Source organism: Micrococcus terreus, assembly GCF_900116905.1.
Taxonomy (GTDB): Bacteria; Actinomycetota; Actinomycetes; order Actinomycetales; family Micrococcaceae; genus Citricoccus; species Citricoccus terreus.
Map to the genome: position 1 here is coordinate 400476 of NZ_FPCG01000002.1, position 20914 is coordinate 421389.

Here is a 20914-nt window from a genome sequence, read left to right on the forward strand (position 1 = left end):
GGACTCCGTTTCGGGTGGTTCTGGTACTGGGGTGGAGGGAGATGAGAGGTGCCGCCTGGGCCGACGGCTGCAGGTCAGCGTCCCAGTTCGGCGCGCAGCTCCGCGATGGTGGTCTGCCCCTCGGTCAGGACCTCGGCGCTGTCGGCCTGGCCGGCGTGCACGTACTGGTACAGGGTGTCGTCCTTCAGGACGTAGACCGTGGTGGTGGTGCTCTGGGTGGCGCCCGGCGGCAGCGTGGCCTCCTCCATCTCCACCTCGATCGTGCTGGTGTGGGCCAGCGCGTCGTCGGCGTCCTCCGCAGTGACCTCCTCGAGGGTGACCTCCGAGGTGGCCTTGAGGCCCTGGCCCATCTCCACGGTGAAGGTGGAGCAGGTCTGGGCGAAGTCACGGGCCTGGTCCAGCAGCTCCTGCCCCTGGGCGGCGTCAGTGAAGGTGACCGTGGAGAGGATCTGGCTGGACGGGGCCGCGGGATCCGTGGTGTCGGTGACCACCCCGCCGATCATCTCCGCGTCCTCCGGGAAGGACATCCCGGACTGGTCGGTGCCGCATTCGGCAGGGGTGATGGTCACGTTCTCCGTGAGGCCCTGCATCTGCTCGTTGGCCTGGCGCAGCTGCGCGGACGTGAGGATGTCGGCGTCCTCACCCATCACCGTCTGGATGGCCTGCTCGATCTCCTCGGCACCGGATGCCGATGCCGACTGCGACGCCGGTGCGGACTCCGATGTCGATTCCGTGGGGCTGGCGCTCTCGGTGGCCGACGGAGCGGCGGAGGTGGCGGCCGGCGAGGTCTGCTCCGGGGTGGGCGAGGCAGACTCGCCTCCGTCCCCGTTCCCGCCGCAGGCGGTCAGTCCAAGGGTGAGCACGCCGATCGAGGCTGCGGCGGACAGGGACCGAGTGAAGGTGCGAGGCATGGTGCCGTTCTTTCTCGTGGCGGGAATCGACGCTGGCACCGGACAGTGGCGGGGTGCCGCCCCTCCGGTGACTACCACGAGCATAGTGGCGTGGACCTCGCTCCGGCGCAGGTGCGGCCGATCCGGATCCGTGCCAGCTACATCAGGATCGTGGAGAAGGTGCCGACGCGGGTGAAGCCCACTCGCTCGTAGGTCCGCACTGCGGGCGTGTTGTAGGCGTTGACATACAGGCTCACCCGGGGTGCCACGGTCCGGGCATGATGCACGACGGCGGCCATCGCCGGGGCGGCCAGCCCCCGTCCTCGTTCGGACGGGTGGACCCAGACCCCCTGGATCTGGGTGCAGTCCCGGGAGACCACGCCCAGGTCCGCCTTGAAGCGGATCCGTCCGTCCGGGGCGGTGAGCACCACGGAGTGACCGCGCTGGATCAGCTCCTCGAGCCGCAGCCGGTACTGGACCGCCCCGTTGAGCAGGGGCGAGAACCCCAGCTCCTCCTCGAACATGGCCGCGGCGGCCGGCAGCAGGGCGGTGAACTCCTCCGGACGGGTGGGACGCACCTCCGGGTGGGGTGGGACCTGGGGCTCGCCCTCGATCACCATCAGGGGCTGCTCGTCCCGCACGTCCCGGGCCCGCTGGATCCCGGTGGACAGCTCCGACCAGATCCCCCGCACGGCCTCCTGCGGACCATAGACGGAGGCGAAGCGGCGTCGCAGCGGCAGCAGGGCCTGTCCGAACAGGGCCCCGATCCCCCGGTCCGCTTCGACCGGCACCACATTGGAGCCGGCCCAACAGGCCGCGGTGAGGCTCCCGCCGGAGCCTCCGGCCGTCGTCGGGCCCGCCTGTCCGTGGGGCGCGTCCACACCCAGGAAGAGAGAACCGGACTGCCGGGTCCCGGCCAGGCGACCGCCCTGCAGCAGGGACTCGACGAAGCAGTTGGCCACCGGGTCCTGCGCGGCGAGCGCCTGGAGCGCGGGGGTGTCCTCGTCTGTCAGGATGCGGACGAGGCCGCCCGTGGCGCGGCGGACGGAGTCGTCAGCTGACCGTGACCACGGGAGACCCCTGGGCAGGATCCTGTCCATCAGCGCCCTCCTCGATGCCGGACTCGGCGGCGATCCGCCGTGCCTCCTGCAGGAGAGTCTCCACGATCTGGTCCTCGGGGACCGTCTTGATGACCTCGCCCTTCACGAAGATCTGACCCTTGCCGTTGCCGGAGGCCACCCCGAGGTCGGCCTCGCGGGCCTCGCCGGGCCCGTTGACCACACAGCCCATCACGGCCACGCGCAGCGGCACGGTCAGGTCCTTGAGCCCCTCGGTGACCTCCTCGGCCAGGGTGTACACGTCCACCTGGGCGCGGCCACAGGAGGGGCAGGAGACGATCTCGAGCTTGCGCTCACGCAGGTTCAGCGACTGCAGGATCTGCAGGCCGACCTTGACTTCCTCCACGGGGGGCGCGGACAGGGAGACCCGGATGGTGTCCCCGATCCCCTGGGAGAGCAGGGCGCCGAAGGCCGTGGCGGACTTGATGGTGCCCTGGAACGCCGGTCCGGCCTCGGTGACGCCCAGGTGCAGGGGCCAGTCGCCGCGTTCGGCCAGCAGCTCGTAGGCGCGGACCATGACCACGGGGTCGTTGTGCTTGACGGAGATCTTGAAGTCCCGGAAGCCGTGCTCCTCGAACAGGGAGGCCTCCCAGACCGCGGACTCCACCAGGGCCTCCGGGGTGGCCTTGCCGTACTTCTCCAGCAGGCGGCGGTCCAGCGAGCCGGCGTTGACGCCGATCCGGATGGAGGTGCCGGCGTCGTTGGCGGCGCGGGCGATCTCGGCGACCTTGTCGTCGAACTTCTTGATGTTGCCCGGGTTCACGCGCACGGCGGCACAGCCGGCGTCGATGGCCGCGAAGACGTACTTGGGCTGGAAGTGGATGTCGGCGATCACCGGGATCTGGGACTTCTTGGCGATGATCGGCAGTGCGTCGGCATCGTCCTGGGTGGGGCAGGCCACGCGCACGATGTCACAGCCGGCGGCGGTGAGCTCGGCGATCTGCTGCAGCGTGGAATTGATGTCCGTGGTCTGCGTGGTGGTCATGGACTGCACCGAGACCTGGTGGTCCGAGCCCACGCCGACACTTCCCACCTTGATCTGCCGGGTCTTGCGGCGCGGGGCCAACACGGGCGGCGGGGCGGCGGGCATGCCGAGGCTGACGGGCACAGAGATCTCCTGACCTGATCGGGACTGGGTCGCCGTCCATCCTACGCGTGGACGGCGGACCGGAGTGGGGGTGGTGGGGCTTCGGTTCGCCCTCGGCTCACTGGTAGGACACGAACCAGGGCGTCGGGGTGACCTCGGTCATGGTCTGCTCCGGGGTGAAGGTGGGGCTGTCCTCGTCGATGAAGTTCTTCCAGCCCAGCCGCCACCCGCGCGGCAGGTCCTGCTTGAGCACGCGCCAGGTGTCCTGCTTCTGCTCCGGCGTGCCGTTGCCGTCCGCGTGCACCATGACCACCAGTCCGTCCGGGGAGGTGATCTCCTCTCGGTCCGGCAGCATCATCAGCTTGAACTGGTGCAGGATGACCAGCTTCTCCGGAAGGCGGTGCTCCTCCACCAGCTCGGCCAGCCACGCGGTGACCTGGTTGACCTCGGCGGCGCTGACCGAGCCGATCTGGCGCATGTGCCGTTGCCCGGGCTTCAACCGCCACTCCGGGTCCAGGGCCAGTCCCACATGCGGCATCACCAGCAGGTCTTCGAACATCTGCGCCTGGGTGAGGAAGTCCTGGGTGCCCGGCTGCAGGTCCAGCACCACGTAGGTGTCCGCCTCTCCGGCCTTGACCACCCACTCGGTGAGCCGTTCTCGCTCCACCGGCGTGGTGTAGTCCCCCGTGGGTCCGGGGGCTGCGGTGGCGATGGTGGAGATGATCTCGAAGGCCGGAATCACCGGCTCCTCGCTGAACGGCTGGTACTCGGCGGCCAGATCGGCGGCCCGCTCCAACGCGGCGTCGATGTCCTGCTCCCCGAGCAGACCCAGGGAGGAGGTCCCCGGCGAGCCGTAGAGCGCGATCATCCGGCGCCCGGGGAACAGGGTGGTCCCTCCCCCGGGCAGCTCCGGAACGGGTTCAGGAGTGGGGCTGGGGCTCGGTGTGGGAGAGGCGCTTCCCGACGACGGCCCCTCACCCGAGCCGGCCCCCTCACTGGAGGTGGGGCCAGGGGTGCAGGCGGCCAGCAGGGCGGCCACCGAGGTGGCGCCGAGCCCGCCGAGCAGGGTGCGGCGGTCGGTGCGGGAGGAGGACGAGGGTTCGCGGCCGCCGGTCAGGACTGCTCACCACGCAGGGCGGCCGCAGCGGTGCCGATGGCGCAGCTCCATTCGTGGATGTGCGCCTCGGTGAGGATGCCGTGGACGGCGAAGGGATCCTGGGCCAGTCGCGTGCGCACGTCCTCAGCGGAGGTGCCGCGCACCAGCAGCAGGGCCTGCTCGGGGTCGTCCACGTAGGCACCGGCGGCCACCATGTCCGCACCGAGCCCCAGCAGGAACTCGCGATGGGCCGGACGGTGCTCGTCACGCGCCGCGGCGGTGTCCGGACCGTAGACGTAGAGGACGGAGTAGATCTTCTGGGCAGGCTGCTGGCTCATGCCTCCACCGTAGACCTCAGCTCGCAGCCATCCCGCCGATTGTCGCCGTCGTGTCGGTCTGCGGGCGTCGGGCGCAGCTCAAAGCGACAGCATGGCGACAATCGGTTGCTGCACCACTGCACCGATCAGAACAGGCTGACCGGCTTGACGATGTCCGCGAAGATCAGCAGCACGCCCATCACCAGCAGCAGTCCGGCCACCACGTAGGTCAACGGCAGCGCCTTGGAGATGTCCGCAGGACGGGGCGTCGGCCGGCCCCGGGCCGTGGCCCAGGCCCGCTTGAGCCCGTCCCACAGGGCGCCGACCACGTGCCCTCCGTCCAGCGGCAGCAGCGGGATGAGGTTGAAGACGAACAGGGCGATGTTCAGTCCGCCCACCAGGCTGATCAGCGAGGCGACCTTGGACTGGAACGGGATCTCCTCGTGCACCGAGATCTCTCCGGCCAGCCGTCCCACACCCACCACGGAGATGGGTCCGTTGGGATCGCGCGGCGCATCCGAGAACGCCGCGTTGACCACCGCCACCATGCGGGCGGGCAGATCCAGGACCACGCGGGCCACGGCCCCGACCTGCTGGCCGACCTGACCGGGGACCTCGGTGACGGGCAGGGTCATGAACCTCTGCTGGGAGCCCATGCCGATGAACCCGACCTCGGTCATCTTCAGCTGCCCGGAGATGTCCCGCACCGGCAGCCCCAGCTCGTCCACCTCAGGTCGTTGGGTCAGCAGCGGGGTGATCTGGGTGGTCTGCTCCTGACCGTCCCGCACGAAGGTGAGCGTGGACTCCTGGCCGGCGGTGGCCCGGATCAGGCCGGTCAGCTTCAGCCAGTCCCGTTCGGCCAGGTCGGTGCCGTTGAAGGAGGTCACCACGTCCCCGGGGCGCAGACCGGCGGCGTAGGCCGGGGCCTGCGGGTCCTCGGGTTCGCAGTCCTGCTGCTCGGCCGAGCCGGCCCGCTGCTGCTCCTCGGCCGCCGAGATCACGCACTGGTTCACGCTGGCCACGGTGGTGGTGGCCTGGGTGGTGCCGAACATCGTCAGCACCACCCCGATCAGCAGCGTGCCCAGGATCAGGTTCATCAGCGGGCCGCCGAGCATGATGGTGATCCGCTTCCACACGGGCAACCGATAGAACAGCCGGTCCTCGTCGCCGGGCTGGAGCCGTTCGGCCTCCGCGGCCTTGGCCTCATCGGCCAGCTGCTGGAACATGCCGGTGCGGTTGGAGCGGACGGAGCCGTCCTCGGCCGGCGGGTACATCCCGATCATCGAGATGTAGCCGCCCAGGGGGACGGCCTTGAACCCGTACTCGGTCTCGCCACGGCGCCGAGACCAGATGGTGGGTCCGAAGCCGATCATGTACTGCGGCACGCGCACACCGAACAGCTTGGCCGGCACCAGGTGGCCGACCTCGTGCAGGGCGATCGAGACGGCGATCCCCACCGCCACCACGATCACCCCCAGGACGAAGAGCAGGATCTCCATCAGGCTGCTCCCCCGGTCCACCGGGCACGGGCGGCCTGCCGTGCCCAGTCCTCAGCGGCCAGCACCGCCTCCACGGTCAGCTCACCGGAGCGGTCCATCACCTCGGCCAGCACGTGCGCGGGCTCGTAGTCCTCCACCACGGCGGCCACAGTGTCCACGATCTGCAGGAATCCGATCCGCCCGTCATGGAACGCCTCCACCGCCTCCTCATTGGCCGCGTTGAACACGGCCATGTGGGTGTCCGAGGCCGCACTGGCCGCCTTGGCCAGCCGGACGGCGGGGAACGCCTCCTCATCCAGCGGCTCGAAGGTCCAGGTGGCGGCCTGGGTCCAGTCGCACGGCGCGGTGGCCCCGGGCACCCGGTGCGGCCAGCCGATGCCCAGCGCGATCGGCAGGCGCATGTCCGGCGGGGAGGCCTGGGCCAGGGTGGAGCCGTCCACGAACTCCACCATGGAGTGCACCACCGACTGCGGGTGCACCACGGGAATGATCCGCTCCAGCGGGATGTCGAAGAGCAGATGCGCCTCGATCACCTCCAGGGCCTTGTTGACCAGGGTGGCCGAGTTGGTGGTGACCACCTTGCCCATGTCCCAGGTGGGGTGGGCCAGCGCCTGCTCGGGAGTGACCTCGGCCAGCTCGGACCGCGAGCGCCCGCGGAAGGGCCCTCCGGAGGCGGTGACGATCAGCCGGGCGACCTCGGCGTGGGTTCCGCCGGCCAGCGCCTGGGCCAGGGCGGAGTGCTCGGAGTCCACGGGCACCAGCTGTCCGGGCGCAGCGGCATCCTTGACCAGGGCGCCGCCCACGATCAGCGACTCCTTGTTGGCCAGCGCGAGCACGTGTCCGGCGTTCAGGGCGGCCAGGGTGGGCTCCAGGCCGATCGACCCGGTGATCCCGTTGAGCACGACGTCGGCGTCCTCCCAGGCGGCGATCCTCGCCGCGGCGTCCGGTCCGGTGACGACCTCGGGGCGTGGCGCGGGGACACCGGCCTGGTCGGCGGCGTGCACGATGGCCGCCTGCAGCTCCTCCCGTGTGCCGACGGCAGCTCCCACCGCCTGGGCTCCGGTCGCCACAGCCTGGCGGGCCAACAGCTCCAGGTTCGACCCTCCGGCCAGGGCGGCCACCGTGAATCGGTCCGGCACACCGGCGATCACGTCTAGCCCCTGGGTGCCGATCGACCCGGTGGAGCCGATCAGGGTGACGCGGCGTGGGGAGGTGCCGGAGCCGTCGTCGGGCTGATGGTGCGGTGCAGAGGGGGCAGAGAAGCTCACCGGACCATTATGTCGGAGCCTCCTCGACGGTCCCTGGGGGCGCCCTCGGCGCTCGCGCCACCGTGCCAGACATGGCGGCGGCTGGAGGTCGACGGCCCGGACGGGCGCGGCGTCGACCTCCAGCCTCCGCCTGAGGACCGGGTCAGCCGGTCAGTGCTCCACAGCCTTCTCGGCGCCCACGCCGGTCAGCGAGCGCACCTCCATCTCGGCCTGCTTGGCGGGGTCCTCCCGGCGCCGGTCCAGCACGGAGCCTAGCCAGCCGAGGAAGAACGCCAACGGGATGGAGATCAGCCCCGGGTTCTTCAACGGGAACAGGGCGAAGTCCGCCCCCGGGATCATGGAGGTCTCTGTGCCGGACATCACCGGGGAGAACACGATGAGGATCAGCGCGGAGGCCAGGCCCCCGTACATGGACCACAGCGCGCCCTGGGTGGTGAAGCCGCGCCAGAACAGGGAGTAGAGGATGGTGGGCAGGTTGGCCGAGGCCGCCACGGCGAAGGCCAGGGCCACCAGGAACGCCACGTTCTGGCCCTGCGCGCCGATACCGCCCAGGATCGCCAGGATGCCGATCACCACCACGGTGCGGCGGGCGATCTTCACCTCCTTCTCCGGGGAAGGCTTCTCCTTGGCCAGCACGGAGGCGTAGACGTCGTGCGCGAACGAGGCCGCCGCCGTGATGGTCAGTCCGGCCACCACCGCCAGGATGGTGGCGAACGCCACAGCGGAGATCAGTCCCAGCAGCAACGAGCCGCCGAGCTCGAAGGCCAGCAACGGCGCAGCCGAGTTCACCCCGCCCGGGGCGGCCTGGATCCGTTCGGGACCGATCAGGGCGCCGGCGCCGTAGCCGAGCACCAGGGTGAACAGGTAGAACGCACCGATCAGCCAGATCGCCCACACCACGGACCGGCGCGCCTCCTTCGCGGTGGGCACCGTGTAGAACCGCATCAGCACGTGCGGCAGGCCGGCGGTCCCCAGCACCAGGGCCAGGCCCAGGGAGAGGAAATCCAGCTTGGTGGTGGCGTTGATGCCGTACTGCAGGCCCGGGTTCAGCAGGGCCTCGTTGCCGCCGGCGGTCGCCACGGCGTCCCCGAGCAGGGCGGAGAAGTTGAACCCGTAGAGGGCCAGCACCCAGACGGTCATGACGGCGGCCCCGGCGATCAGCAGGATGGCCTTGATGATCTGCACCCAGGTGGTGCCCTTCATGCCGCCGACCAGCACGTAGAGGATCATCAGGGCGCCGACGATCGCGATCACGATCGACTGTCCCAGGCGCTCGTCGATGCCCAGCAGCAGCGAGACCAGGGCGCCAGCGCCGGCCATCTGGGCCAGCAGGTAGAACAGGCAGACGGCCAGGGTGGCGATCGCCGCGGCGATCCGGACCGGACGCTGCCGCAGGCGGAAGGAGAGCACGTCCGCCATGGTGAACTTGCCGGTGTTGCGCAGCAGCTCGGCCACGAGCAGCAGGGCCACGAGCCAGGCCACCAGGAACCCGATCGAGTACAGGAAGCCGTCGTAGCCGTTGATCGCGATCGCGCCCACAATCCCCAGGAAGGACGCCGCGGAGAGGTAGTCGCCGGCGATCGCGGTGCCATTCTGGGTGCCGGAGAAGGACCGTCCGCCGGCGTAGTAGTCCGCAGCGGTCTTGGTGTTCTTCGAGGCCCGCAGCACGATCACCAGGGTGACGGCCACGAACAGCCCGAAGATCAGCATGTTCAGCCACGGCTCGCCCACATTGGTCCCGGCGGCGGCGGTCAGGAGGGTCGTGGTGCTCACCGGACCTCCCCCTCTCGGCTGCTCGCGCCCTGGGCCAGACGGTCCTCGAGGTCCTCCCGGATGGCCACGGCCTGGGGGTCCAGGCGGCGGTTGCTGAAGGAGACGTAGGCGGCGGTGATGGCGAAGGTGGAGACGAACTGGAGCAGCCCCAACACGATCCCGACGTTGATGTTTCCCCAGACCTTGATCGCCATGAACTCCGGCGCGTAGGCGGCCAGCAGGACGTAGACGAAGTACCAGACCAGGAAGACCACGGCCATCGGGAAGGCGAAGCTGCGCTGGGTCCGGCGCAGCTGGCTGAACTCCGGCGAGGCCTGGACCTGCTGGAAGTCGATCCCCGGCGGCGGGCCGGTCTGGGCAGAGTGGGTGGATGTCATGGCTTCCCTCCTGGAACCCGGGGACTCCCAGGCGTTCGGTGATGTGACGCAGATCATACTCTCACGCGATGTGCCTCAGTCCCGGCACATCGGCGCCTCACTCCCGTGTCGGCTCCTCAGCGGCGGCCGCGTGCCGACGCTGGATGATCCGGGCCTGCTGCAGGACCACCTCGTCCACCATCCGCCCGTCCAGCGAGAACGCCCCCACTGCGCCCTGGGAGGCGGCCGCCTCCAGGACCCGGGTGGCCCAGTCCACCTGGCCCGACGACGGCCGGTAGGCCTGGCGGATCACCGGCACCTGAGCCGGGTGGAGACAGGCGGTGGCGGAGAACCCGCAGGCCACGGCGTCCTCGGCCTCGGCGCGCAGCCCGTCGTGGTCGGCCAAGTCCAGGTGGACGGCGTCCACGGCGGCCTTGCCGGCGGCACCGGCGGCCAGCAGGATCTGGGCACGCGCGGCACGGGTCACATCCCGGTACTGACCGGCCCGGTCATGCTCGTGCGGGAACCGGCTGGAGAGTCCGCCGAGGGAGGCGATCAGGTCCTCGGCGCCCCACATCAGGGCCACCACGGGCTCGGTCTGGGCGATGTCCGCGGCCTCGCGCACTCCCAGTGCGGTCTCACACAGGGCGATCACGCGGTACCCGTGGAGGGAGTCCAGCTGCTGCGCGGACTCGGCCTTGGCCAGCATCACGGTGGTGTACTCGGTGCGGGTCAGGGCCTCCAGGTCCTCGGCGAAGTCCTCGGTCCCCACCGGGTTCACCCGCACGATCGTCCGCGCCGGGTCCAGCGGGGTCTCCACCAGCGCCTGGCGGGCGGCCGGGCGGTCCGCCGGCAGCACGGCGTCCTCGAGGTCGATGATCACCGCATCGGCTCGTTCTGCGGCCTTGGCGTAGCGGTCCGGACGGTCGGCCGGGACGAACATGATCGCCGGGCCCAGCTCGAAGCTCGGGTGAGGGGCGCTCATCAGGTGCGCTCCGTCGTCGGGCCGGACTCCTGGGAGCTCTGCTGACCGTGCTTGCGGTGCGACTCGGCGCTGGTCCACATCAGGCAGGTGCGGCTGGCCTCGGCCACGACGGTCCCGTCCTGGTTGCGGCCGGTGTGGGCCAGGGTGACGATCGACTGGCCGGGCCGGGAGGAGGAGGGCCGGATCTGCACGATCTGCGTCTCGGTGTAGAGGGTGTCCCCGGCGAAGACCGGCGCCGGGAAGCGGATGTCCCCCAAGCCCAGCTGGGCCACCAGGGTGCCCTGGGTCAGCTGGCCCACGGACTGGCCGACCATGGTGGCCAGGGTGTGCATGGAGTTCATCAGCCGCCGGCCGAAGGGCTGCCGCGCGGCCTCGGCCTCGTCCAGGTGCAGGGCCTGGGTGTTCATGGTCAGCGTGGTGAACAGGACGTTGTCCGCCTCGGTCAGGGTGCGCCCGGGACGGTGGGCGTAGACATCGCCCTCGGTCATCTCCTGCGCATACAGGCCGCGCTGCTCGATCCGTGCCATCGGTGTGTCTCCCTCAGAGTCCCAGGTCGCGGGCGATCAGCATCAGCTGCACCTCAGTGGTGCCCTCGCCGATCTCCAGGATCTTGGAGTCACGGTAGTGGCGGGCCACCAGCGACTCGTTGACGAAGCCGTACCCGCCGAACACCTGGGTGGCGTCGCGGGCGTTGTCCATGGCGGCCTCGCCGGCCACCAGCTTGGCGATCGCCGCCTCGGTCTTGAACGGCTGGCCGGCCAGCATCTTCGCCGCCGCCGCGTAGTACGCCAGGCGGGCGGTGTGCACGCGGGTCTGCATGCGGGCGATCTTGAACTGGATGGCCTGGTAGGACCCGATGTTCCGGCCGAAGGCCTGACGCTCCTTCGCATACCGCACCGAGGCCTCCACGCAGCCCTGCGCGGCACCGGTGGCCAGGGCGGCGATCGCGATCCGGCCCTCGTCCAGGATGGACAGGAAGTTGGCGTAGCCGCGGCCCCGCTCGCCCAGCAGGTTCTCCTCCGGCACCCGGGCGTCCTGGAAGGAGAGCGGGTGGGTGTCCGAGGCGTTCCAGCCGACCTTGTTGTAGGCCTTCTCGGCACGGAAGCCGGGGGTGTCCGTGGGGACCAGGATGGTGGAGATCTCCGGCTTCATCTGACCGTCGCGGCCCTCCCGCTGGCCGGTGACCGCGGTGACGGTGACCAACCGGGTGATGTCCGTGCCGGAGTTGGTGATGAACTCCTTGGAGCCGTTGATCACCCAGTGACCGTCCTCCAGCCGGGCGGTGGTGCGGGTGCCCCCGGCGTCGGATCCGGCACCGGGCTCGGTCAGGCCGAAGGCGGCGAGCGCCTGGCCGGAGGTGAGCTGGGGCAGCCACTGCTCCTTCTGGGCCTGCGTGCCGAAGCGGTAGACGGGCATGGCCCCGAGGGAGACACCGGCCTCCAGGGTGATGGCCACGGACTGGTCCACCCGGCCCAGCTGCTCCAGAGCCAGGGCCAGGGCGAAGTAGTCCCCGCCCATGCCGCCGTGCTCCTCGGGGAAGGGCAGGCCGAACAGGCCCATCTCCCCCATCTGGCGGATCACCTCGTAGGGGAAGGTGTGGGTCTCGTCGTGGTGGGCGGAGACCGGGGCCACCACCTCGTCGGCGAACTCGCGGACGGTGTCCGAGAGGGCCTGGTAGTCCTCGTCCAGTTCCAGATTCATGGGTGCCTCCTGGGCGGTGGTTCTCAGGGCGAATGCGGGGTGTGCAGTGGGGTGGTGCAGAGAGGTGCGGGGCTCGGTGTCAGACCGAGCCGTCCGCGGGCTGGACGGTGGCCAGGACCTGTCCCTTGCTGACCTGCTCGCCCACGCTGACATGGACGCTGACGGTGCCGTCCACACTGGCGGTCACGGGGTACTCCATCTTCATGGCCTCCACCCCCACCAGGGTCTGGCCGGCGGTGACGGTGTCTCCGTCCGCCACGGCCAGGGAGACGACGGTGCCCGGCATCGGGGAGGTGGCCTCGGGACCGCCCGGACCGGCCCCTCCCCCGGCGGTGCCCAGTGCTCGGCGCACTCGGTCCTGACGGGTCAGTGCCGTGGCGGTGAAGCTGTGCCCGCCGTGCGAGACGTGGGCGGCCGGTCTGCCGTCGACGGTCCCCAGGCGGACCTCGGGTTCAGTCGCTGTGCCTGCACCGTCCTGGCCGCCCGGCACACCCTCGGCAGGGACCTGCACGGCCTCGCCGTCGATCTCCAGCCAGCGCTCCGCGGAGACCCGGCCGGTGGCCCGCCAGCCGTCCAGTCGCCACGCCCCGCTCAGGTGACCCGAGGCCGAGCCGAGCCGGGCCTGCGCCGGTGCGTGGCCGTCGTCGGGAGCTGCGTCCTGGACGGCTCCGCCGAGGGACCGTGCCGCGGACTGCAGGGCTGGACCGGTGGGCTGCGGGGTGATGAACGGGTCGCGCTCGTCCAGGAAGGTGGTGTGCAGGCGACCGGCGGACACGTCCGGGTCCGCGATCAGCTCACGCAGGTACGGGATGTTGGTGGTCAGCCCCAGCACGGCGGTGTGGGCCAGGGCCTGGTCCAGCCGAGCCAGTGCCTCGGCACGATCGGCGCCATGGGTGATCACCTTGGCGATCATGGGGTCATAGTGTGAGCTGACCTCGCCCGGTCCGTCCAGCGAGCTGTCCACGCGCACGCCCGGGCCGGAGGGAAGCACGACGTCGGCCACGTCACCGACCGCGGGCAGGAATCCCTGGGCAGGGTCCTCGGCATAGACACGGGCCTCGATCGCATGGCCCTCCAGGGTCAGATCAGCGGAGGCGAAGGGCAGGGCCTGGCCGGCGGCGATGCGCACCTGCCATTCCACCAGGTCCAGCGGGTCTCCGTTCCAGCGGATGACCTCCTCGGTCACGGGGTGCTCGACCTGCAGGCGGGTGTTCATCTCCATGAAGAAGAACTCCTGAGGGTTCTCATCTGAGACCAGGAACTCCACCGTCCCCGCTCCCAGATACTGCACCGACCGCGCGGCGTCCACGGCGGCCTGCCCCATGCGCTCGCGCAGCTCCGGACCGTCCGGAAGGTTCTCGAACAGCGGCGCGGGGGCCTCTTCGATCACCTTCTGGTGGCGGCGCTGCAGGGAGCACTCGCGTTCGGCCAGGTGCACCGCGTGCCCCGGGGAGTCGGCCAGGACCTGGACCTCGATGTGCCGTGGCCGCCGGACCAGACGTTCCAGGAACAGGGTGTCGTCGCCGAAGGCGCTGCGGGCGGTGCGTCGGGCGCTGGCCAGGGCCTCCGGGAGCTGCTCGGCGCTCTCGACGGCGAACATGCCCTTGCCGCCGCCTCCGGCCGAGGGCTTGATCAGCAGCGGGAACCCCACGTCCTGGGCGGCGTCCAGCAGCTGCTGATCGCTCAGTCCCGGCTCGGCGATGCCGGGGACCACCGGGACGCCGTGGGCGGTGACGTGCTGCTTGGAGCGGATCTTGTCCCCCATGGCGTGCAGAGAGTCCACGCTGGGGCCGATGAAGGTGATCCCGGCCTGGTCCAGGGCGCGCGCGAAGTCCACGTTCTCCGAGAGGAAGCCGTAGCCGGGATGGACGGCCTGGGCCCCGGAACGGCGGCAGGCCTCGATGACCGCGTCGATGTCCAGGTAGCTCTGGGCGGCCGGGGCCGGCCCCACCCGCTCGGCGTGATCGGCCTCACGGACGTGGAGTGCCTCGGTGTCCGCATCCGAGTGGATGGCCACCGAGCGGATCCCCAGGCGGCGCAGGGTGCGGATGATGCGCACGGCGATCTCGCCGCGATTGGCCACCAGGACGGTGTCGAAGAGGGGCTGGACGTCGGCGCTCACAGGGCTCACATCACTCACAAGGTCGGCAGGGCTGTTGGGGGTCTGGGTCATCGGAGCTGCACCGGTCACATGCGGAACAGGCCGAAGGAGGTGTCCGGCAGCGGTGCCCGGGACACCACATCCAGGGCCATGCCGAGCACGCGGCGCGTGTCCGCGGGGTCGATGATGCCGTCGTCCCAGAGACGCGCCGTGGAGTAGTAGGGGTTGCCCTGGTGCTCGTACTGCTCACGGATGGGCGCCTTGAACTGCTCCTCGTCCTCGGCACTCCAGGACTGCCCACGCCCGTCGTACTGGTCGCGCTTGACCGTGGCCAGCACAGAGGACGCCTGGTTGCCGCCCATCACGGAGATGCGCGCGGCCGGCCACATCCACAGGAACCGGGGCGAGTACGCCCGCCCGCACATCGAGTAGTTGCCGGCCCCGAAGGATCCTCCGATCACCACGGTCAGCTTGGGCACCCGGCAGGTGGCCACGGCGGTGACCATCTTGGCCCCGTGCCGGGCGATGCCGCCGGCCTCGGCGTCCCGACCGACCATGAATCCGGAGATGTTCTGCAGGAACAGCAGCGGGATCCCGCGCTGGTCGCAGAGCTCGATGAAGTGAGCCCCCTTCTGAGCCGACTCAGAGAACAGCACGCCGTTGTTGGCCACGATCCCCACCGGGTGGCCGTGGATCGAGGCGAAGCCGGTGACCAGAGTGTCCCCGTAGGAGGCCTTGAACTCATGGAAGTCGCTGCCGTCCACCAGTCGGGCGATGACCTCATGGACGTCATAGGAGGCGTTCACATCCGTGGGGACCGCCCCGTAGAGGTGCTCGGGGTCCACCGCCGGTTCGGCGTACTGCTGGGCCACCGCCCATGCGGCCTCCGGGGTGGGCGGGAGCGTGTCCACGATGTCCCGGACGATCTCCAGTGCGTGGTCGTCGTCCTCGGCCAGGTGGTCCACCACGCCTGAGACCTCGGCGTGCAGCTGACCGCCACCCAGCTCCTCGGCAGTGACGACCTCACCGATCGCGGCCTTCACCAGCGGCGGCCCGCCCAGGAAGATGGTGCCCTGGTTCCGCACGATCACCGTCTCGTCGCTCATCGCGGGGACGTAGGCGCCACCGGCGGTGCACGAACCCATGACGCAGGCGATCTGAGGGATCTTCGCCGCGGACATCTGGGCCTGGTTGAAGAAGATGCGGCCGAAGTGCTCGCGGTCCGGGAACACCTCGTCCTGCTGCGGCAGGAACGCCCCGCCGGAGTCCACCAGGTACAGGCAGGGCAGCCGGTTCTCCAGGGCGATCTCCTGGGCGCGCAGGTGCTTCTTGACCGTCATCGGGAAGTAGGTGCCGCCCTTGACCGTGGCGTCGTTGCAGACCACCATCACCAGCCGACTGCGCACCACGCCGATGCCCGCGATCACGCCGGCGGCGGGTGCGGCGTCGTCGTACATGCCGTGGGCGGCCAGCGCACCGATCTCCAGGAACGGCGAGCCCTCATCCAGCACGCGGCGCACCCGGTCCCGGGGCAGCAGCTTGCCGCGCTGGACATGCCGGTCGCGGGAGGACTCGGGGCCTCCGAGCGCGGCGGTCTCCAGACGCCGGTGCAGGTCCTCGGCCAGCTCCCGCTGAGCTCGGTCGTTGGACCGGTACTGGTCCGAGGACGGGTCCACCGTGGAGGACAGCACCGTCAGCGTGGTCGTCATGCCTGGTTCCGCCCGTCCTGATTCAGTGAATGATTCTTAACCGAAGTCACGCCGCCAGCGTAGGTGTGTGACATCACAGGTGTCAACGCAATGCCCCGCCAGACAGACCGCAGCCCCGTGATCCCGGACGATCATGGACACCCATCACCCAGAGGACTACCGTGGTTCCAGTTATCAGTCGATAACTGGAACCACAGGAACGAGGTTTGACATGCTCACCGGATCCTTCCGCGACCTGCAGGTCGGACAGGTCCAGGGCTCGCGGTCCAAGGTCCTCTCCCAGGACGTGATCGAGGCCTTCGCCGAGATCAGCGAAGACCGCCACCCCCTGCACCTGGATGAGCAGTATGCCGCCGACCATCGCTTCGGCCGCCGGATCGCCCATGGGGCACTGCTGATCTCCACGTTCCTGGGCCTGGTCGAGCTGGATCCGCGTCATTTCGTGGCGTTCTACGGGATCGATCGGCTCCGTTTCATCGGCCCGACCTTCTCCGGGGACACCATCCACGCCGAGACTGAGGTCGTCTCCATCGAGCCGCGTCCCCGTGACGGCGGGGAGCCCGAGTCGGCCGTCGTGACCTACACCGCCACGGTGTTCACCCAGCGGGACGAACCGGTCATGGTCGGCCAGTTCAAGATCCTCGCCCACTGAGCCCGCCCGCCCCACCTCGGAGACGCACCATGCCCGCACAGCCTCAGCCCTGGTGGCAGGACCTGGACACCACACCCTTCCACTGGCGCATCCCCCAGCAGTTCAACATCGCCACGGCCTGCCTGGAGACCGCCGACCCCGAGGACCTCGCCCTGGTGGTGGCCACCGAGGACGGCCACCGCGAGACCACCTTCGGCCAGCTGCGCACTGAAACGCTGAGGCTGGCCCGGTGGATGCAGCAGGCCGGGCTGGAGCGTGGAGATCGGGTCGCCGTGCTGCTGCCCCAATGCCGCGAACTGGTGACCATGCATCTGGCCGCCTACGCGGTGGGCCTGGTGGTGGTCCCCCTGACCGTGAAATTCGGTCCCGACGCGGTGCGCTTCCGCCTCCAGGACTCCGGCAGCCGGACCGTGGTGCTCAGCGCCGCCGACCTGGACCGGTTCCAGGATGCGCTGGGGTCGTGCCCCGAGCTGGAGACGGTGGTGCTCACCGGCACCGACCTCCCGCATCATGGACACCTCAGCTATGACCAGCTCGTGGCCGAGCATGAGGAGGCAACCGACTACGGACGGACGTCGGCCGAGGATCCGGCGCTGATCATCTACACCTCCGGGACCACCGGCAACCCGAAGGGGGCTCTGCACCCGCACCGCGTGCTCGCCGCCCATCTGCCCGGCGTGCGGATGACCCACGAGGCCTTTCCCCAGCCTGATGACCGCATGTGGACCCCGGCCGAGTGGGCCTGGATCGGCGGACTGCTGGATGTGCTCTTCCCGAGCCTGGCCTGCGGCGTCCCCGTGGTCGCCTCCACCGTGAAGTTCTCCCCCGAACTGGTCCGGCGACTGGTCGAGGAGCTCGGTGTGCGCAACGCCTTCCTGCCGCCCACCGCCCTGAAGCAGCTGCGGGCCTACGGACTCTCCCTCGGTGATCGGCGTCCCCGGACGGTGACCTCCGGCGGTGAGGCCCTCGGAGAGGAGCTGCAGGCCTGGGCGCGGGAGCACCTGGGCGTGCACGTCAATGAGTTCTACGGCCAGACGGAGATGAACATGGTCGTCGGCCAGGACCGCTCCAGCTGGGATCCGGCCCCCGGCAGCATGGGCCGGGCCGTCCCCGGGTTCACGGTGGCCGTGCTGGACCCCCTGGGCGAACCCCAGCCGCCGGGCGAGGTCGGCGAGCTCTGCGTGCAGACACCGAATCCCGGCGAGTTCCTCGGCTACTGGAACCAGCCGGAGAAGACGGCCGAGAAGTACCTGAACGGCCATCTGCGCACCGGGGATCTGGGCAGCATGGACGACGACGGCCACCTCACCTTCCACGGGCGGGTGGACGATGTCATCTCCTCGGCCGGCTATCGGATCGGACCGGGTGAGATCGAGGAGTCCCTGATGTCCCACCCTGCCGTGGTCCAGGCCGCGGTGATCGGCCTTCCCGATCCGGACCGGGGCGAGGTGGTCGCCGCCTACCTGGTCCTGCGCGAGGACACCGAGCCCACGGACGAACTGCGGGAGGAGCTGCGGCAGCACGTCAAGCACCGTCTGGCGTTCTACCAGTACCCTCGCGTTATCGAGTTCCGCGACGAGCTGCCGATGACGCCCACCGGGAAGATCCAGCGTCGGCTCCTGCGTCAGACCTGACCGGCCGACCCGCTTCCGCCGCCCCACCGACGAGACGAGACACCGTGCCCCAGGCCCTGCCCGCCGACGCCTCCACCCCGCGTGCCGCCGCCAAGGCTGACCGACGCCAAGCCCTGCTCGCGGCCGCCGAGCGGCTCTTCGCCGAGCACGGGTATGAGGGGGTGCGCCTGGAGGACCTGGGAGCGGCCTGTGGGATCAGCGGACCGGGGATCTACCGTCATTTCTCCGGCAAGTCCGCCGTGCTGGGCACCCTGCTGGTGCGGGTGAGCCAGGACCTGCTGGACGGCGGGGAGCAGATCGAGCAGGAGGCCGAGCGGCTGGATCTGCCGCCGGAGCAGGTCCTGGCCCGGCTGACCACCTTCCAGACCGACTTCGCGTTGGACCACCGGGACATCATCACGGTCCAGTGGCGCGAGCGCCGCCACCTGGATCCTCCGGACGCCCGCGAGGTGTCCCGCCTGCAGCGGACCTACATCGCCGTCTGGGCCCGTCAGCTGCTGCGTCTGCACCCCCACGAGGATCAGGCCACGGCCGTCTTCCGCGCCCAGGCGGCCTTCGGACTGATCAACTCGACCCCGCACTCGGTCCGCCGCTCCCACACCGACCGGGCCGGTCGTCGTCGTCTGCTGGCCGAACTGGCCCTGGCGGCGCTGGTGCACCCCGGCACCCCGTAGAGTGGCACCAACCACAGTGTCCGATCGGCTTGGCCTGATCGACCACCCCCCGGTAGTGACGAGGAGGTCACCGACCCGTGCAGCTGCGTGAAGTCCGCACCGAGGATCTCGACTGTTTTTTCGAGCATCAGCAGGATCCCGAGGCCAACCTGATGGCCGCCTATGCCGCCCGCAACCCCAGTGATCGCGGTGTCTTCGACTATCACTGGTCCCGTCTGCTGCGTGACGAGGACACGATCGTGCGCACCATCGACCAGGACGGCGAAGTGGCCGGCGCCGTGCTCTGCCAGTTGGTGGACGGCGTCCCGGAGCTCTCCTTCTGGACCGCACGTCCGTTCTGGGGCCAGGGCATCACCACCGCCGCCGTGGACGCGTTCCTGGCCGAGTACCCCCAGCGCCCCATCACGGCGCGGGTCCCGGCGGACAACATCGGCTCCCAGAAGGTGCTCACCCGCCGCGGCTTCGCCGTGACCGGCGAGGAGCAGTCCTTCTCCAATGCCCGTGCTGAGGTCGTCACCGAACTGCTGATGCAGCTGAACTGACGCCCAGCCGGCGAAACACCACGGCCGTGCCGCCCACTCCCTCGGGAGTCGGGCGGCACGGCCGTCTGGGTGCCCGGGGTCTAGCGGAGCATGGCCATCGCCGGGTCGCTGAGCAGCTGCCCCACATCGGCCAGGAAGCGTGAGCCCTGCTCCCCATCCACCAGGCGGTGGTCGAAGGACAGGCTCAGCGTCATCATCTGCCGCAGGGCGATCTGCCCCTGGTGCTCCCAGGGCTGACGGCGCACCTGGCCCAGCGCCAGGATGCCGGCCTCGCCCGGATTGAGGATCGGTGTCCCGGCGTCCACGCCGAACACTCCCACATTGGTGATCGTGAACGTGCCGCCGGACATCGCCGCCGGAGCGGTCCTGCCGGCGCGAGCCGTCTCCGTCAGCTCCGCCAGCTCCCCGGCCAGCTCCTTCAGGTCCATGGCCTGAGCGTCCTTGACGTTCGGGACCATTAGACCTCGCGGAGTGGCTGCGGCGATCCCCAGGTTCACAAAGTGCTGCCCCACGATCTCCTGGGCCTGCTCGTCCCACCGGGCATTGATCTCCGGTGTCCGTTCCATGGCCAGGCAGACGGCCTTGGCGGCCAGGGTCAGCACCGTCACGCGCACGTCCCGGAACTCCCGGTGGCGCCGGATCCGCTCCAGCAGCTCCATGGTCTCGGTGACGTCCACGGTGAGGAACTCGGTGACGTGCGGTGCCGTGAAGGCGCTGGAGACCATGGCGGCCGCAGTGTGCTTGCGCACGCCCTGGACCGCGGTGCGCACCTCACGCTCGCGTCCGCACAGCGTCCTCACCCCGCCCGACGACGATCCCTGGCCTGCCGCAGGCGACGTGCCGGCCCCAGCCTGGCTGGGTGACCCGGGCGCTGCAGGAGAGGCTCCCCCGGCAGCTGCTCGCTGGACATCCTCCCGCGTGATGAGCCCATCCCGTCCGGTGCCGGTCAGCGCCGTCATGTCCACGCCGAGGTCCTTGGCCAGCTTGCGCACGGGGGGCGTGGAGCGCGGCCGCTCCCCCGTCCCGTCAGTCGAGGGCGGTGTGCTGACGGGCAGTGCGGGCTGGCTGGGTGCCGTGCCCTGGGGCTGAGGCGGAGCCTGCGTGCCGGCCCCTCCGGCCTTGGCGCGCCGCGCTGGTCGCTTGCCCGTGTCGGCCGCCGCCCCATAGCCGACCAAGGTCGGAACCCGACCGTCAGGCAGCGCCTGAGTGCCGCCGTCGGGCCCGTCCTGCGCCGAGGCCTCGCCTGCAGGCGGGGACTCGCCGCCGGACTCGCCGGGCAGCTCGAAGGAGATGATCGGGGCGCCGACCTCCACCACCGTGCCGGGCTCAGCATGCAGACGGGCGATGGCGCCCTCGAAGGGGCTGGAGAGTTCGACGACGGCCTTGGCGGTCTCGACGTCGGCCAGCACCTGGTTCACGGTGACCTGGTCTCCCTCGGCGACCTTCCAGGTGAGGATCTCGGACTCGGTCAGTCCCTCTCCGAGATCCGGCAGGTTGAAGACTTTCAGCATG

19 protein-coding genes are annotated in these 20914 nt (G+C 70.2%); 4 read left to right on the forward strand and 15 right to left on the reverse strand.

Annotated elements, in window-relative coordinates; translation table 11 throughout:
* Window positions 1-74: 74 nt before the first annotated feature.
* From BM355_RS04230 to BM355_RS04295, 14 genes are all read right to left on the reverse strand, one after another.
* On the reverse strand, window positions 75-911 hold the full coding sequence (locus BM355_RS04230) for a hypothetical protein (protein WP_091695077.1): 837 nt from the start codon (window positions 909-911) through the stop codon (window positions 75-77).
* 137 nt (window positions 912-1048) lie between these two features.
* Entirely contained in the window at window positions 1049-1990 is a 942-nt protein-coding gene (locus tag BM355_RS04235) for a GNAT family N-acetyltransferase (protein ID WP_245760583.1), read from the reverse strand.
* On the reverse strand, window positions 1944-3098 hold the full coding sequence (gene ispG / locus BM355_RS04240) for a flavodoxin-dependent (E)-4-hydroxy-3-methylbut-2-enyl-diphosphate synthase (RefSeq protein ID WP_091695417.1): 1155 nt from the start codon (window positions 3096-3098) through the stop codon (window positions 1944-1946). The genes BM355_RS04235 and ispG overlap by 47 nt, the downstream gene beginning before the upstream one ends.
* A 115-nt stretch (window positions 3099-3213) precedes the next feature.
* Window positions 3214-4134: a hypothetical protein gene (locus BM355_RS04245; protein ID WP_218154300.1), complete on the reverse strand. Its 921-nt coding sequence runs from the start codon at window positions 4132-4134 to the stop codon at window positions 3214-3216.
* A gap of 74 nt (window positions 4135-4208) precedes the next feature.
* Window positions 4209-4529, reverse strand: a complete 321-nt coding sequence (locus BM355_RS04250) for a YciI family protein (RefSeq protein ID WP_177227828.1) — start codon at window positions 4527-4529, stop codon at window positions 4209-4211.
* 125 nt (window positions 4530-4654) lie between these two features.
* Window positions 4655-6010 carry a M50 family metallopeptidase gene (locus BM355_RS04255; protein ID WP_091695424.1) on the reverse strand — a complete coding sequence of 452 codons (1356 nt, stop codon included), beginning with the start codon at window positions 6008-6010 and terminating at the stop codon, window positions 4655-4657.
* Entirely contained in the window at window positions 6007-7275 is a 1269-nt protein-coding gene (gene dxr, locus BM355_RS04260; RefSeq protein ID WP_091695083.1) for a 1-deoxy-D-xylulose-5-phosphate reductoisomerase, read from the reverse strand. Before dxr ends, BM355_RS04255 begins: the two co-directional genes overlap by 4 nt.
* A gap of 150 nt (window positions 7276-7425) precedes the next feature.
* Window positions 7426-8985, reverse strand: coding sequence for a solute symporter family protein (locus tag BM355_RS04265; protein WP_425435590.1), 1560 nt, complete (start codon window positions 8983-8985; stop codon window positions 7426-7428).
* A 59-nt stretch (window positions 8986-9044) separates the two neighbouring features.
* Entirely contained in the window at window positions 9045-9425 is a 381-nt protein-coding gene (locus BM355_RS04270; RefSeq protein ID WP_091695089.1) for a DUF485 domain-containing protein, read from the reverse strand.
* Window positions 9426-9522: 97 nt separating this feature from the next.
* A complete protein-coding gene (locus BM355_RS04275) occupies window positions 9523-10389 on the reverse strand; it encodes an HpcH/HpaI aldolase/citrate lyase family protein (RefSeq protein ID WP_091695094.1) in 867 nt (288 codons plus the stop codon).
* On the reverse strand, window positions 10389-10916 hold the full coding sequence (locus tag BM355_RS04280) for a MaoC family dehydratase (protein ID WP_091695098.1): 528 nt from the start codon (window positions 10914-10916) through the stop codon (window positions 10389-10391). Before BM355_RS04280 ends, BM355_RS04275 begins: the two co-directional genes overlap by 1 nt.
* Before the next feature lie 13 nt (window positions 10917-10929).
* Window positions 10930-12090 (reverse strand): acyl-CoA dehydrogenase family protein, encoded by a 1161-nt coding sequence (locus BM355_RS04285; protein WP_091695102.1) that lies wholly within the window; start codon window positions 12088-12090, stop codon window positions 10930-10932.
* A 79-nt stretch (window positions 12091-12169) separates the two neighbouring features.
* Window positions 12170-14263, reverse strand: a complete 2094-nt coding sequence (locus BM355_RS04290; protein WP_091695105.1) for an ATP-binding protein — start codon at window positions 14261-14263, stop codon at window positions 12170-12172.
* 14 nt (window positions 14264-14277) lie between these two features.
* Window positions 14278-15900, reverse strand: a complete 1623-nt coding sequence (locus BM355_RS04295) for a carboxyl transferase domain-containing protein (RefSeq protein ID WP_218154301.1) — start codon at window positions 15898-15900, stop codon at window positions 14278-14280.
* A 211-nt stretch (window positions 15901-16111) separates the two neighbouring features.
* Between BM355_RS04295 and BM355_RS04300 the strand changes: the two genes are divergently transcribed.
* The 4 genes from BM355_RS04300 (at window position 16112) to BM355_RS04315 (ending at window position 19402) form a co-directional block, all read left to right on the forward strand.
* On the forward strand, window positions 16112-16552 hold the full coding sequence (locus BM355_RS04300) for a MaoC family dehydratase (protein WP_177227829.1): 441 nt from the start codon (window positions 16112-16114) through the stop codon (window positions 16550-16552).
* Window positions 16553-16581: 29 nt separating this feature from the next.
* Complete coding sequence (locus tag BM355_RS04305; protein WP_091695113.1) at window positions 16582-18186, forward strand: acetate--CoA ligase; 1605 nt, start codon at window positions 16582-16584, stop codon at window positions 18184-18186.
* Between the two features lie 44 nt (window positions 18187-18230).
* Window positions 18231-18860, forward strand: coding sequence for a TetR/AcrR family transcriptional regulator (locus BM355_RS04310; RefSeq protein WP_091695117.1), 630 nt, complete (start codon window positions 18231-18233; stop codon window positions 18858-18860).
* Between the two features lie 77 nt (window positions 18861-18937).
* Window positions 18938-19402: a GNAT family N-acetyltransferase gene (locus tag BM355_RS04315; protein WP_091695120.1), complete on the forward strand. Its 465-nt coding sequence runs from the start codon at window positions 18938-18940 to the stop codon at window positions 19400-19402.
* A gap of 80 nt (window positions 19403-19482) precedes the next feature.
* On the opposite strand, the gene BM355_RS04320 is transcribed toward BM355_RS04315, so the two are convergent.
* Window positions 19483-20913: a dihydrolipoamide acetyltransferase family protein gene (locus BM355_RS04320; RefSeq protein ID WP_091695125.1), complete on the reverse strand. Its 1431-nt coding sequence runs from the start codon at window positions 20911-20913 to the stop codon at window positions 19483-19485.
* Window position 20914: the final 1 nt, after the last annotated feature.